This window comes from Clostridium sp. AM34-11AC (assembly GCF_003435375.1).
Classification (GTDB): Bacteria; Bacillota; Clostridia; order Lachnospirales; family Lachnospiraceae; genus Pilosibacter; species Pilosibacter fragilis.
Genome location: NZ_QWGL01000021.1, coordinates 46,631 through 60,436 on the forward strand (window position 1 = coordinate 46,631; position 13,806 = coordinate 60,436).

Below are 13,806 nucleotides of genomic sequence, written 5' to 3' on the forward strand. Positions count from 1 at the left end.
AGCAGCTTCTTCCGGAGTGTCTGTTTTTATTTTTGCTGCAATTTCTTCAAAAATATCTTTTTTCTGCACCAGACCCAGAATTTCTCGTTCTCTTTATTATCACCGCTGCTTTCAAGATCCTAGCTTCAAACAGTTCTATTTTTTACATCTTTTTTTCATCTGCACCCTCTATATTCTCTTCCTTATGCTTCTCCACTAACTCCGCTACATCCACAAATCCAGCTCTCCGCTCATTCTTCGACCGCCAGTACAGTTTGTCGAGCGTCTCACAAAATGCGTTTTTCTCCTCCTCCGGCAGCTCCGCCAGCAGCCACTCATAAAAGACCGCCTCGATACTCGCCTTCGAATTCTTTAATGCCTCCGCCTTTTTTGTCGCGTAAAGCAGCTGGCTTCTTCCATCCGCCGGATTCGGCTTTCTCTCGAGATACCCTTTTGCCTCCAGGCTTGCCGCCCGCCTCGCCGCAGCGCCCTTATCGATCTTAAGAGTCTCCCGTACCTCCGTCTGGGTGATTCCCGGATTGTGGCGCACGAGATGGATAAAATCGAATTCCGCTGTTCCGATCCCCTCTTCCTTCATGGTCTGCACCGTGAACTTTCCAACCTCACGGGCGATCTTTGTGATCTTTCTTCCAGTCTGGTCCATAAAGTCTCCTCCAAATATCGCTTTACTTTTGCTCTCCCGGCTTCACGCTATCTGCGTATCTTATTCCTGTTCCATAGAATTACAATATCGTAAATCCCGGCGGACTCCCTCGTTCATATCCGTCCTGTCTCACCACTATGCAAATTTTAACACAATTTTGCTCCAGATAGTTGTACCATCATCTAAATTGGATGATAGTACAACTATCTAATTTTGTCAACCTCATATTTCTGCTTTTTCTTCGAAAATAATGTCTTTACTTTATTTTCTTAAAATTTCAGTATGAAAAACAGCATCCGGCAAAAGAATGACATTATTTTAACAAAGTCTGCCATTTTGTTGTTGATTTTGTCCAAATTTCATGTATAATGGAAGTGAAAGATATCATTATTGCCTGTAAAATTTCCAGGTAATGGTACCTGTTCAACCCTGAACATGTACAAGACGATAGTCCTGCCCCACTGCGGTCGGGACCAAATTTATGAAAAGAGGTTAGATAAGCGATGGCAAAGATTGATTTAAGCAAGTATGGCATCACCGGAACCACAGAGATCGTCTACAACCCGTCTTACGAGATGTTATTCGAGGAGGAAATGAAGCCGGAACTCGAAGGCTACGAAAAAGGACAGGTCAGCGAACTCGGAGCAGTTAATGTTATGACCGGTATCTACACCGGCCGTTCACCGAAAGATAAATTTATCGTTGTGGATGAAAATTCCAAAGATACTGTATGGTGGACTTCTGACGAGTATAAGAACGACAACCATCCGGCTTCCCAGGAAACCTGGAAGGCAGTAAAAGATATCGCATTAAAAGAGCTCTCCAACAAGAGACTTTTCGTTGTCGACGCATTCTGCGGCGCAAACAAAGACACCCGCATGGCGATCCGTTTTATCGTTGAGGTCGCTTGGCAGGCACACTTCGTAAAGAACATGTTCATCAAGCCGACTGCTGAAGAGCTTGAAAACTTCGAGCCGGATTTCGTTGTTTATAACGCATCCAAAGCAAAAGTTGAGAACTACAAGGAACTCGGCTTAAACTCCGAGACAGCTGTTGTCTTCAATATCACAAGCCGCGAGCAGGTTATCATCAACACCTGGTACGGCGGAGAGATGAAGAAAGGTATGTTCTCCATGATGAACTACTACCTTCCGTTAAAGGGCATCGCATCCATGCACTGCTCCGCTAACACAGATATGGAAGGCAAAAACACAGCGATCTTCTTCGGACTTTCCGGAACAGGTAAGACAACTCTTTCCACAGATCCGAAGCGTCTCCTGATCGGTGATGACGAGCACGGCTGGGACGACAACGGAATATTCAACTTCGAGGGCGGCTGCTACGCTAAAGTTATCAACCTTGATAAAGAATCCGAGCCGGATATCTACAACGCGATCAAGCGCGATGCTCTTCTCGAGAACGTAACACTTGATAAAGACGGTGTGATCGACTTCGCTGACAAGAGCGTAACCGAGAACACCCGTGTATCCTATCCGATCGACCATATTAAAAATATCGTTCGCCCGATCTCCGCAGGTCCGGCAGCTAAGAACGTGATCTTCCTCTCCGCAGATGCATTCGGTGTACTTCCGCCGGTATCCATCCTGACTCCGGAGCAGACAAAGTACTACTTCCTGTCCGGTTTCACAGCAAAGCTTGCTGGTACAGAGCGCGGAATCACAGAGCCGACACCGACCTTCTCCGCTTGCTTCGGTCAGGCATTCCTGGAGCTCCATCCGACAAAATACGCGGAAGAGCTTGTTAAGAAGATGGAAAAGAGCGGCGCTAAGGCATACCTCGTTAACACAGGCTGGAACGGAACCGGCAAGCGTATCTCCATCAAAGATACCCGTGGAATCATCGACGCGATCTTAAACGGCGATATCTTAAACGCACCGACAAAGAAGATCCCGCACTTCAACTTCGAAGTTCCGACTGAGCTTCCGGGCGTTGACTCCAAGATCCTCGACCCGCGTGATACATACGCAAACGTTGCTGACTGGGAAGAGAAGGCAAAAGACCTCTCCGGCAGATTCGTCAAGAACTTTGCAAAATATGAGAGTAACGAAGCTGGTAAGGCTCTCGTTGCCGCTGGCCCGCAGATCTGATCGTCTTACTGATTTAGCTTTATAAGCTGATAAATGTCAGAGGACACTGCATGTAACGTGCAGTGTCCTCTTTTTGCATCTTATCACTATTACGATCCTTAACATTCTGAGCCAGCAGGATCCGCTCCTACTATAAGCTGGTCTTTCCTGTTCAGCGCTCTCTACTCCGCATGTGCCGCCGTCTTAAGCGCCAGCCGTACCAGATCATCCATGGACTGGGCATGTTCCCGCTCTGGAAGGTCCACAAAGATCTCCTGTCCGTTCTCGTCATAGCGGATTCCTGTTGTGATTCCCACCATCATCAGAGCCCGGCATCCAAACTCTGCTGCCGCCGTATAAAATGCGCAGCCCTCCTGTTCAGAGCACAGCATGCCGTACTTCTTCCACATCTTCGACTTATAATTTTCGTCGCGGTAAAGTCTGTCGTTGCAGACCGTTCCGCCCACGTACGTCACGAGATGTTCCTCATCCGCAATGCTTCTCGCGGTGCTCAAAAGCCCGAAATCTGCCACCGGTGAGAAATGTCCGTTGAACATGTTGTCGTTGATTCCGCTGGTGGTGCTGACCGCCTGGGACAGGACGATATCGAAGTTTTTCATATCGTCCCGGTAGCCGCCGGAGGTACCTGCCCGCACCAGGATCTTACAGCCATAATCCCTGCAGAGCTCCGTGGCGTAGATCAGCATGGACGGTCCGCCCATTCCGACTGCCATCACAGATACCCGTACTCCCTCAAACATTCCCGTATAGCAGTACGCACACCGCACATCATTCACAAGCACCGCATCTTCCAGATAATGTTCCGCGATATACTTCGCCCGGTTCGGATCTCCTACCAGGACGATCCGCTCAGAAATTTCGCCGACTTCGGCATGATTATGCATCGTCATCTGTATTCACGCTCCTTTTTCTTTCATATGTATATCCTACCATAATTTCACCGGATTGTCTGCCGGAAACCATGGTTACTCCACTTTCAGCGCATTCGGATAGATCTTTTTCAGCACCTCATCCCCATAATGCTCATCCATCACCTGCTGCCAAGCGGAATCCGCTGGGATTCCCTTTTCCCTCTCACTGCTTCGCACAAGGGCCAGCCCGGAGACCGCCATGTCCACGCAGAAAAATATCAGGAGAAGCCATGTCGCTGCCTTTCCGAAGTTTATCGGAATCTTCTCGATCCAGGCGGACATTACCGGGTAGATACCCTTGATCCATGCCACAGCCGCAATTCCCCAGAAAAAGCAATACAAAAGATTGATCCGCCCGCCAAGGTTAAACGGAATCTTACTGTAGTCCCAGAAAACTTTTCCAAAGAGCATTTCTGTCAAAACGCTGCAGGTATACTCATAGGCACCGCCGAGGAATGTTCCCATAAAGAACAGGAACCGGTCGGAATACTTCCGGTAGCGGTACAGCAGCATCGTCGCCGCAGCCAGGGCCACGCCCCAGACGATGCTGAACGGTCCCCAGACAAAGCTGCTGCGGCTCATCCACACGCCCGCCGTCACCCGGCAGAAGATCGTCTCCACGATATCTCCGAGGAACGCGCCGACTACCAGAAGCAGCGCGATCTTGTAAAAACAAAGGCCGTAGGCGAATATCGTCTTTCTCTGCTCAGCCTCCGCCTGGAGCTCCTCCCGGTATACCGCCTCCGGGTAGGCGTTCTGGATACGGCGGTCCACCCAGCCATAGATCTTCCGCTCAAGCCTTGAGCTCACACCTGTGAGCCAGGAATCCACGCCTTCCCACTGGCGGATTCTGCGGCTTCTGCCGGATAAGATACATAAGGTCGCCGTGACATCCATCGCCAGCACAGCCGCCAGAATCCACACGATCAGATGCCCCGGAGTCCGCGGGAGCATCCGGAATACCCGCACCAGGACCGGTGCACCCCACCGCATCGTAGCGGCACCAAGAACGCCCCATACGATAGACACCGGCACACAGATATATCCGTCCAGGTTCCATTTCATGTGGGAATAATCCCACCACCGCTCATGGTACATCCTCTCGATCACATGGCCAGCGATCCACTCCGCCAGGGTCGAAAAGATCATACTGCCGAGAAACAGCCAGATTCCATGCAGTTCCCGGCAGACAACAAGCATCGCGGTTCCCGTAATACCGTAAAGCACGCAGAACGGCCCATTCACGAGACCTCTGTTTACAAACCGTCTCTGCCGCACTGCCGCTGTCACCGTCTCGAGGACCCAGCCGAAAAAGCTGAACGCAAAGAACAGCCACAGTCGCTCAAATCCTGTATACCCCATATTTTGTACCTATCCTCTCCTGATTTTTCTTTTGTTTTCCCGGAAGCATTGCCTCATTTTTGCATCTGTTCCCCGGAATACGGTCCTCCGCTTTTTCATTCCCTTATTTTTCATCCTGCTTCTATAAAAAGCAGAACATGTATCCAGATATTCTACCACATTTCTTCTTCATATAGAATATGTTTCTTTTATTTCGTTTTTTCAAAGTTTTCCTATTTAAATAAGGGCATCTCCCACCGCACCCCTGCATCCAATATTCCGAATAAATATGCAGTGGATTCTCCGCTTTTTCCATGACTTTTGTCATATTTGTCCTTCTCGCAAGGACATCTGTTTTTTCATTCATATTTCCACACCGCTGCCCCAATCCCTCATCCCTTTCATTTTTCTCTCTGTCCCCCCCTTTTCTTTAGAAAATCTTTTCGATCCGACCTTTTCCTGCATTTTTATGGTTTTCTACCAAATTTTCTTAATTGATTTCCATTTTTTTCTCATAAAAAATTGTTCATATTTCCATAATTATATGTTATACTAGACAAGTTCGTGTTACGCGGACAAATACAATTTTATATCAAAGGAAGGTTTCTTATGGAAAACACCAAGAAAATCGACTGGTACACCCTGGCCTTCATGGCATTCTCCACGGTTTGGGGATTCGGAAACGTGCTGAATGGCTTCGTTTACTTCAACGGAGTACAGGTAATCTTCAGCTGGGTTCTGATGTTCGCTCTCTATTTCGTGCCGTATGCCCTGATGGTAGGTGAGCTCGGCTCCGCGTTCAAACAGTCCGGCGGCGGCGTGAGCTCCTGGATCCACGAAACGATCGGCCCGAAATGCGCTTATTACGCTGGCTGGACTTACTGGGCTTGCCATGTAACTTACATCGCAAGTAAAGGAAGCGGCGGATTAAAGGCATTAAGCTGGATGGTATTCCAGAACGGCTCCACTTACGACACATTCCCGACGATCGCTGTACAGATGGCAACACTCGCTGTCTTCCTGTTCTTCTGCTGGGTTGCAAGCCGCGGCTTAAACCCGTTAAAGAAATTAGCAACGATCGCTGGTTCCAGTATGTTCGTAATGTCCATCCTGTTCATCTTAATGATGTTCGCAGCTCCGGCAATCAACCCGAACGGCGGTTTCGTATCTGCTGATTACACAGTAAAAGGTCTGATCCCGCAGTTCAACGTGAACTACTTCACATCCCTCTCCATCCTTGTATTCGCAGTCGGCGGATGCGAGAAGATCTCCCCTTATGTAAATAAGGTAAAAGATCCGTCCAAGGGATTCCCGAAGGGTATGATCATGTTAGCCGTTATGGTTATGGTCTGCGCGATCCTCGGAAGTATCGCGATGGGCATGATGTTTGATCCGGCTGTCATCAACGAGAGCACAGACAGCTTCAAGTCCTACGTTTCCAACGGCGCTTACTGGTCCTTCCAGAAGCTCGGTGAGTACTACCATGTTGGCAACCTCCTGCTCGTTATCTACGCAGCATGCAACGCCATCGGTCAGTTCTCCACACTTGTATTAAGTATCGACGCTCCGCTTCGTATACTTCTTGACAACGAGGACGCAAGACAGTTCGTTCCGTCCGGCCTCTTAAAGAAGAATGAGCATGGCGCATACATCAACGGTATCAAGATGGTTATCTGCTTATCCGGCAGCATCATCCTGATCCAGTCCTTCGTACCGGGTGCTGCATCCGTTCTGACTCAGTTAAACAAACTGAACTCTGTAACCATGCCGCTTCGTTACTTGTGGGTATTCGCAGCATACATTGCTCTCAGAAAATCCCTCAACAAGTTCAACCCGGAGTACAAATTTACAAAGAACCAGACAGTTGCCCTTGTTGCAGGCGGCTGGTGCTTCTTCGTAACCGCAGCTTGCTGTCTCCTCGGAATGTATGTTGAAGGCGATATCGCTTCCACAGCATTAAATGTAATCACACCGGTAGTGCTCACAGCACTTGGTCTGATCTTACCGGAGATCAAAAAGCGGGAAGTTGCAAAGGCAAAATAATTTATTTCAATGACAAAAAGACTCTGGAGTATTCTGATCAAAAATATCAGAATTCCAGAGTTTTTTCAGTTCATTTCAATTTACACTTCCTCGATCCGATGCAGCTCCCACACTCTCACATTCACCGGTTCCACGGCGCCGCCGCAGTATGGGCAGACGCGATCGCCAAGACCGGCGATCGGTGCGCCGCAGTGGGGACAGCTGACACCGATAGCGGTCTCGCCAGCGCGTATCTTTGTGATATCCTGGATGTAGACCAGCTCCATATTGAAGCGGTGCTGTTCTTTTTCCTGCTCCACATTTTTCTTTTTATCCGGCGTCTTTAATGTGTGCAGGTACTCCACCGCGGACTGGATCCGGATCCGGCATTTTCCCGGATCTTTGTCGTATCTGGAGATCTCCGTCTGATGGACATGGATCGCGTCAAATTCTTCCCGGATCTCCTTCTCCTCCATCTCCTCGATCTTCAGCCGTACCTGATCCCTTAAGGACACAGACACCTTTCCAAGGTAAGAGAGATCCCGGTGCTCCAGCGCCTCCAGATAGCCCTTTAACTGATTTTCACACCTCTGCTTCCACTCCGGCCAGTGAAACTCTGGGAAATCCTTCTCGATCCGCGGAAGCTCCACCCTCGTCATTCCAGACACCGACTTCGGCGTATCGTCCTCCAGCGCTTCCTGACGCTTCAGCCCTTCGATCAGACTCGAGGTTCCGAAAAATTCCCGCGAAATCTGCCGGATCTTAAACATCACAAAAAAGAGAGCTCCGATCAGACCCAGCCCAGTCACGATCGCGACGATGAGGATCGCGTTTCCTGCTGTCATATCGTTTCCTCCTGCTGTAAGGAATCCTCCAAACGGACCCCTTTCGTTATCGTGGTTTCACCATGTATTTTCAACTGCTGACCACATAGACAAAGCAGGGCGACCAGCCGGAGTTCTACTCCAACCGCCGCCCCAGGATCATCCATTATTTATTTAAATAATCGATCGCAGTCTGTGCTAACAGGGAAGAACCTCTCCAGAGGATATCCTCGTCCACATCAAAACGGCTGTTATGTAACGGCCATACCGGATCCTGATCCTGTTTAGCGGTACCGAGCCATACAAACGCGCCTTTCTTCTCTTTCAGATAGAAGGAGAAGTCCTCCGCCGGCATAGCCGGGAGTTTTACATCCACAACATCATCTTTGCCGAAGAGCTTGATTGCTGTATTGCGGATCAGCTCAGCGTCCTCCTCATGATTTACAAGTGCCGGATAGCCATGACCATAGTTGATATCAGCAGTTGCGCCGGACTGTAAGCAGAGACCATCGAGAGTCTTTCTCATAGAATCCTCGATCATCGCGCGGGTGTCCTCATTTAATGTACGAACGGTTCCGTCCAGTGTACAGTCACCTGCGATAATGTTGTATCTTGTTCCTGCGTTAAAAATACCGAATGTCACAACAGCATTGTCAAGCGGATCAACTTTTCTGCTGACGATGGTCTGTGCGGCCATAACGAACTGGGACCCGAGAACAACAGCGTCAATACCCTGATTCGGTTTTGCGCCATGGGCAGTCTTACCATGGATATTGATCGTAAAGTGGTCTGTTGCAGCCATTAACGGGCCTGCCTTCACCCCGATCTTGCCGTGCGGAAGATCCGGCCATACATGAAGACCGAATACAGCTTCCACATCATCCATATATCCGGAATGGAGCATTCCTCTGGATCCGCCAACCGGAGACATCTCCTCCGCAGGCTGGAAGATCAGTTTCACCGTTCCGGCGATCTCTTCTCTTCTCTCGCAGAGAAGCATTGCAGCACCAAGAAGACCCGTCATGTGGTTGTCATGTCCGCAGGCATGCATAACACCGTCATTCTGGGATTTATAAGGAACCTCATTCATCTCCTGGATCTGTAATGCATCCATATCCGCACGGAGAGCAACGACTTTACCCGTTTTCTTTCCCTTGATAACTCCCACTACACCGTATCCGCCGACATTTTCATATACTTCGTCGCATCCCATCTCCTTCAGATACTCTGCTACCTTCTTTCCGGTTCTTTCCTCATGCTGGGAAACCTCCGGGTGCATGTGAAAATCTCTTCTGATTTCAGATAATTTCGGCATGAAAGCCTTTGCTGACTCCGTAATTGTGCCCATTTTTATGTCCTCCTTATTTTTGAAGTCTTAATGAAAAGAACCCGGCGACAGTCCGTCTCCGGGTTCTTCTGAGTTCTCTGAATTATAAACCAAGAGCCTCTTTAACTTTAGCAACGATATGAACACCGATGTCCTTAGAAGCATCTACAGACTGAGCGCCGATGTGCGGGGATACGATGAAGTTATCGCACTCGAACAGCGGGCTTGCGAATGTATCATTACCTGTTAAACCGCTGCCTGCAAGCTCGTTCTCCATAACGTCTGCTGCGTAGCCGCCGATTCTACCCTCTTTCAGAGCTTCATACATATCAGCCTCGTTTACGATACCGCCACGGCTCATGTTAAGAACAACAGCGCCGTCTTTCATCTCAGCGATGGATTTCTTATTGAAGAGATTCTTTGTCTCCGGTGTCAGCGGTACATGGATGGAGATGAAATCAGCAACCTTGATCAGCTCGTCGATAGAAGCCTTTGTTGCGCACTGCTGCTTAAATACGTCGTCCGGAAGGAACGGATCGTAAGCAACGATGTTCATCTTGAATGCACGGCCAAGCTCGCCTACACGCTGACCGATACGGCCGAATCCCATGATACCAAGAGTCTTTCCTCTTAACTCACGGCCTTCGAATTTGTACTTATCCCACTCATGGTTATATTTTACATCGTAGTTTGCTGTAAAGGTTCCACGGGAGATGTCTAACATCTTGGAAATTGTTAACTCTGCTACTGCGTTTGCGTTTAAGCCCGGTGCGTTGAATACCTGAATTCCTTTGGATTTCGCATATTCCATATCGATATGGTTTAAACCAACGGAGCAAACGCCGATAACCTTTAAGTTCTTAGCTGCGTCGAGGATCTCTTTGTCGATCTTCGGGTCTACACGCATGATCAGGACATCAACATCACCGATCTCAGCGATAAGCTGCTCTTTGCTGGACGGAAGATTGTCAGCTGTTTTAACGTTCATGCATTTGCTGAGTTCCTCAGCGATACCACCCCATACTTTATCAATGATAAGGCAATTCATAATAAAATTCTCCTTTCAAGAAATGAAATTATTCCCCAAACCCTCAGTGAACAGGAATTACCCTGCTCTCATTATATTTTACAAAACCAAACTAATTTTGTAAAGCATTTTCGCGAATATGTTTTATTTTCTTAATAGCCGTCATGCCGTCAACGCCCTCTCGCAGACGCCAACAACTTAAAAGGGATGCCGTCGGACACACTCCCCGACAGCATCCCCAATATTCAGAACCTAATGCTCTTTATGCAGTTTTCGCAAATCGGAAGCTGTCATATTTGAGACTCGCTTCAAACTACCAAGCGATACCCTGAGCCATCATAGCATCTGCAACCTTCTGGAAACCAACCATGTTAGCACCTGCAACCAGGTTGTAACCAAGGCCGTACTTCTCAGCGCACTCAGCAGAACCATCATGGATCTCTGTCATGATCTGATGAAGCTTATCATCAACTTCCTTAGCTGTCCAGGAGATTCTCTCGCTGTTCTGGCTCATCTCGAGAGCGGATACAAGAACACCACCAGCGTTAACAGCCTTAGACGGAGCAACAACCATGTTCTTCTGATCCATTAAGAATCTAAGAGCTTCGTTTGTTGTCGGCATGTTAGCAACTTCGATGTAGTACTTGATGTTGTTAGCAACGATTCTCTTAGCCTGTGTAAGGTCTACATCGTTCTGTGTAGCACACGGCATGATGATATCAACTTTCTCGCCCCACGGCTTGTCTCCAGCTACGAACTTGCAGCCAAACTTATCAGCGTAGTCCTGAACTTTGTTACGTCCAGAAGCTCTCATCTCAAGCATGAAGTCGAATTTCTCTTTTGTTGTAATTCCGTCCGGATCGTAGATGTATCCATCCGGGCCAGAAAGTGTAACAGGCTTAGCACCTAACTCAGATAATTTCTGTACAACGCCCCAAGCTACGTTACCGAAACCAGCAACTGCAACTGTCTTACCCTCTAATGTGTCATGCTCATGTTTCATAACAGACTCAAGGTAGTAAACAGCACCGAAACCTGTAGCTTCCGGACGAATTAAGGAACCACCGAAGGAACGAGCCTTACCTGTTAATACGCCGTTCTCGTAAGCTCCTCTAAGTTTTCTGTACTGACCGAACAGATAACCGATCTCACGTCCGCCAACACCAAGGTCACCAGCCGGAACATCGACATCCGGACCGATGTGACGATATAACTCTGTCATGAATGCCTGGCAGAATCTCATAACTTCTCTATCGCTCTTGCCGTTCGGATCGAAGTCGGAACCACCCTTAGCGCCGCCGATCGGAAGTGTTGTTAAGCTGTCTTTGAATGTCTGCTCGAAACCTAAGAATTTCATGATGGAAAGGTTTACACTCGGTGCGAATCTTAAACCTCCCTTGTACGGTCCAATTGCTCCGTTGAACTGTACACGGTAACCTGTATTTACATGAATGTTTCCGTTGTCATCCTCCCACGGAACACGGAACTCGATAACTCTCTCCGGGATTACCATTCTCTCAAGAAGGGCAACCTTCTCATACTCCGGATGTGCATCTACAACCGGACCTAAGGAAGATAATACTTCTTCTACAGTCTGGCAGAACTCCGGCTCGTTAGCATATTTAGTCTTTACGTCCTCAATTACCCTCTCAACATACTTGCTCATCTCGCAAATACCTCCTTAAATGTTGGTTCTTAAACCCCTGTGCCATTTTGCACCAATAAAAGACTTTTCCCTGCTCACGAATCCCAAATCAAGTCCTTAATTGGATCTCCGAGAAAGCTTTTGTATCTTTTGTATATATAGTTTAAATATCATATATAATACGTTGTTTTTCACTATGTATACAGGATTTCTCGCTGTATCTCGCGATTTGGAAGCTTTCGCATTTCCCTCAATACAAATCTTACAAATCTCTTGATTTATTTGGGACTCATTTTGCTTACGTCCTTTATTTGTCTTTATTCTAACATACCCTTTTGACTTTGTCAACAATCTGTGGTACGATTCTTATAAAAGCTGATTTATCGACATGCCTGTCATTAATAGCATGTCCTTATATAAAAAAAGGGAGGTTCGGCCATGATCAGCATCAGTATCATAAGTCCTTTAAAATCAATGGCTGTCATCGATAAAGCGATCGAACACAACGACTTTGGATGTGTATTTCACAGGTACGTTTACGAAAATCTGGAAGAAATTAAAGACATATACGAACAGTGTAAGGACATCTCCGATGTGCTGTTTTTCTCCGGGGAACTTGGTTACTCCTATATTCTGACCCATGTGGATGATCTGAAGGTCCCATGTACCTTTATCTCCTATACTGAAAAGACTCTGCTGTCCATCCTGTTAAATTTTGTAATCCATTACCCGGATGTTCCGCTAAACAGACTCTATATTGATTTTCTGACTCCGGTAAATGATTTTATGAATTTAAAGAAATATCTGGATCCGGAACATATGCCTTACTGCTTTGAAAATCCTGTCTATAACTATGAAACCTTAAAAGAGCGGGCTGTGGAGCTCTGGGAAAGTAAAAAGATCGACATGATGTTCACGCGGACCACAAACCAGCTGGAGGTTCTCAACAAGCTTCAGATCCCCTATATCCACTTTCTCCCCACGGAGGAGATGGTCCGCGATTCCATCCGGCACGCAATCAATTCTATCCGCTTAAAACAGAAGAACCAGCTCAACAAGCTCGTGATCCTCATAAAGCTTGTCTATCCGGATAATATCTCCTCACAGGACCGGGAATATCTGGAGATCACCCTTCACAAATATCTTCTTGATTTCCGAAAAGAGTACGCGTACGATTTCTCACTTCACGCAGTCTCCAACCGGTTTGAGCTGGATCTCGACAGTGATCTCTACAAGAGCAGCTTCAGCCGTATCCAGGATCTCATCGCTTTTCTGGATCAGAAAGGCGATCTGGAATTCCGTCTCGGCGCCGGATTCGGAAAATCTCTCGGTGAGAGTCATTATCAGGCAGATCTTGCCCTGCAGGAGGCTGTCAAATACGGAAAGAATGACGGTTTTGTCATCTCCGGCGAGGACAATGCCCTCACCGGCCCGCTCTCTCTTACGCGATCCTTAAATTACAGCTATTCCAACACAAAAGCGCTGGACTATTCCCAGAGCAATGGGATCAATGAGAGCAATCTCTTAAAGATCGTCGGCCTCTTCCAGATGGATAAAGACACGATCATGACAGCCGCCTCCCTGTCCCAGTGGCTCAACATCACGAGCCGCAGCTGCAACCGTATTTTACAGCAGCTTCTGGATTCCAATTTAATAGAAGAGATCGAATCCCAGAAGCAGGAAGGCAAAGGACGGCCGACGAGACAGTACCGGTTCTGCAAGAATAATTTTATCCGGACCTTCTTCTAGGCTATTATAAAAGACCGCGCTCCGCCACATTTCATGCGGGGTGCGGTCTTTTGTATCACCTGTAAGAGTATGTCAAAGTACATTTTGCGCTGAAGTGGTCACTCGTGATGATCGGCAGCTTCTTTCAGACATATAGCACCATAAAAAACGCCGCCGGGACTGCATCCTGGTTCTTTCTGAGTTTTGGGTATTTCAAGAAAAAGTAGATA

At 47.7% G+C, this 13,806-nt stretch carries 11 protein-coding genes; 3 read left to right on the plus strand and 8 right to left on the minus strand.

Annotated features, from left to right (window positions below; genetic code table 11):
- Window positions 1-142: 142 nt before the first annotated feature.
- Window positions 143-643 (minus strand): helix-turn-helix domain-containing protein, encoded by a 501-nt coding sequence (locus DW826_RS12260; protein WP_117471073.1) that lies wholly within the window; start codon window positions 641-643, stop codon window positions 143-145.
- 503 nt (window positions 644-1,146) lie between these two features.
- On the opposite strand from DW826_RS12260, the gene pckA reads away from it, so the two are divergent.
- Window positions 1,147-2,751 carry a phosphoenolpyruvate carboxykinase (ATP) gene (gene pckA, locus DW826_RS12265; protein WP_117552844.1) on the plus strand — a complete coding sequence of 535 codons (1,605 nt, stop codon included), beginning with the start codon at window positions 1,147-1,149 and terminating at the stop codon, window positions 2,749-2,751.
- A 161-nt stretch (window positions 2,752-2,912) separates the two neighbouring features.
- Here the strand turns inward: pckA and DW826_RS12270 are convergent, their stop codons facing one another.
- From DW826_RS12270 to DW826_RS12280, 3 genes are all read right to left on the minus strand, one after another.
- Window positions 2,913-3,641, minus strand: coding sequence for a purine-nucleoside phosphorylase (locus tag DW826_RS12270; RefSeq protein WP_117552845.1), 729 nt, complete (start codon window positions 3,639-3,641; stop codon window positions 2,913-2,915).
- 75 nt (window positions 3,642-3,716) lie between these two features.
- Window positions 3,717-5,024 carry a putative ABC transporter permease gene (locus DW826_RS12275; RefSeq protein ID WP_117505224.1) on the minus strand — a complete coding sequence of 436 codons (1,308 nt, stop codon included), beginning with the start codon at window positions 5,022-5,024 and terminating at the stop codon, window positions 3,717-3,719.
- Window positions 5,025-5,145: 121 nt separating this feature from the next.
- The gene (locus DW826_RS12280) at window positions 5,146-5,370 is read right to left on the minus strand and encodes a hypothetical protein (protein ID WP_117552846.1); all 225 of its coding nucleotides are present in this window, start codon (window positions 5,368-5,370) and stop codon (window positions 5,146-5,148) included.
- Window positions 5,371-5,612: 242 nt separating this feature from the next.
- Between DW826_RS12280 and DW826_RS12285 the strand changes: the two genes are divergently transcribed.
- On the plus strand, window positions 5,613-7,046 hold the full coding sequence (locus tag DW826_RS12285; protein WP_117552847.1) for an amino acid permease: 1,434 nt from the start codon (window positions 5,613-5,615) through the stop codon (window positions 7,044-7,046).
- A gap of 80 nt (window positions 7,047-7,126) precedes the next feature.
- Here the strand turns inward: DW826_RS12285 and DW826_RS12290 are convergent, their stop codons facing one another.
- From DW826_RS12290 to gdhA, 4 genes are all read right to left on the minus strand, one after another.
- Window positions 7,127-7,870: a zinc ribbon domain-containing protein gene (locus DW826_RS12290; protein WP_015555080.1), complete on the minus strand. Its 744-nt coding sequence runs from the start codon at window positions 7,868-7,870 to the stop codon at window positions 7,127-7,129.
- Window positions 7,871-8,015: 145 nt separating this feature from the next.
- The gene (locus tag DW826_RS12295) at window positions 8,016-9,197 is read right to left on the minus strand and encodes an amidohydrolase (protein ID WP_015555081.1); all 1,182 of its coding nucleotides are present in this window, start codon (window positions 9,195-9,197) and stop codon (window positions 8,016-8,018) included.
- A gap of 82 nt (window positions 9,198-9,279) precedes the next feature.
- Window positions 9,280-10,224, minus strand: a complete 945-nt coding sequence (locus DW826_RS12300; RefSeq protein WP_015555082.1) for a D-2-hydroxyacid dehydrogenase — start codon at window positions 10,222-10,224, stop codon at window positions 9,280-9,282.
- A gap of 292 nt (window positions 10,225-10,516) precedes the next feature.
- The gene (gene gdhA / locus DW826_RS12305) at window positions 10,517-11,869 is read right to left on the minus strand and encodes an NADP-specific glutamate dehydrogenase (protein ID WP_015555083.1); all 1,353 of its coding nucleotides are present in this window, start codon (window positions 11,867-11,869) and stop codon (window positions 10,517-10,519) included.
- Between the two features lie 417 nt (window positions 11,870-12,286).
- Here gdhA and DW826_RS12310 point away from each other — a divergent pair, with 417 nt between their 5' ends.
- Complete coding sequence (locus DW826_RS12310) at window positions 12,287-13,597, plus strand: hypothetical protein (protein WP_117471065.1); 1,311 nt, start codon at window positions 12,287-12,289, stop codon at window positions 13,595-13,597.
- The last annotated feature ends 209 nt before the right edge of the window (window positions 13,598-13,806 follow it).

Bases quoted from the DNA above. Each gene is read 5' to 3' on its own strand.
- gdhA (WP_015555083.1), bottom strand. From the start codon at position 11,869: ATGAGCAAGTATGTTGAGAGGGTAATTGAGGACGTAAAGACTAAATAT.
- DW826_RS12300 (WP_015555082.1), bottom strand. From the start codon at position 10,224: ATGAATTGCCTTATCATTGATAAAGTATGGGGTGGTATCGCTGAGGAA.
- DW826_RS12285 (WP_117552847.1), top strand. From the start codon at position 5,613: ATGGAAAACACCAAGAAAATCGACTGGTACACCCTGGCCTTCATGGCA.
- DW826_RS12310 (WP_117471065.1), top strand. From the start codon at position 12,287: ATGATCAGCATCAGTATCATAAGTCCTTTAAAATCAATGGCTGTCATC.
- DW826_RS12290 (WP_015555080.1), bottom strand. From the start codon at position 7,870: ATGACAGCAGGAAACGCGATCCTCATCGTCGCGATCGTGACTGGGCTG.
- DW826_RS12270 (WP_117552845.1), bottom strand. From the start codon at position 3,641: ATGACGATGCATAATCATGCCGAAGTCGGCGAAATTTCTGAGCGGATC.
- pckA (WP_117552844.1), top strand. From the start codon at position 1,147: ATGGCAAAGATTGATTTAAGCAAGTATGGCATCACCGGAACCACAGAG.
- DW826_RS12295 (WP_015555081.1), bottom strand. From the start codon at position 9,197: ATGGGCACAATTACGGAGTCAGCAAAGGCTTTCATGCCGAAATTATCT.
- DW826_RS12280 (WP_117552846.1), bottom strand. From the start codon at position 5,370: ATGAATGAAAAAACAGATGTCCTTGCGAGAAGGACAAATATGACAAAA.
- DW826_RS12260 (WP_117471073.1), bottom strand. From the start codon at position 643: ATGGACCAGACTGGAAGAAAGATCACAAAGATCGCCCGTGAGGTTGGA.
- DW826_RS12275 (WP_117505224.1), bottom strand. From the start codon at position 5,024: ATGGGGTATACAGGATTTGAGCGACTGTGGCTGTTCTTTGCGTTCAGC.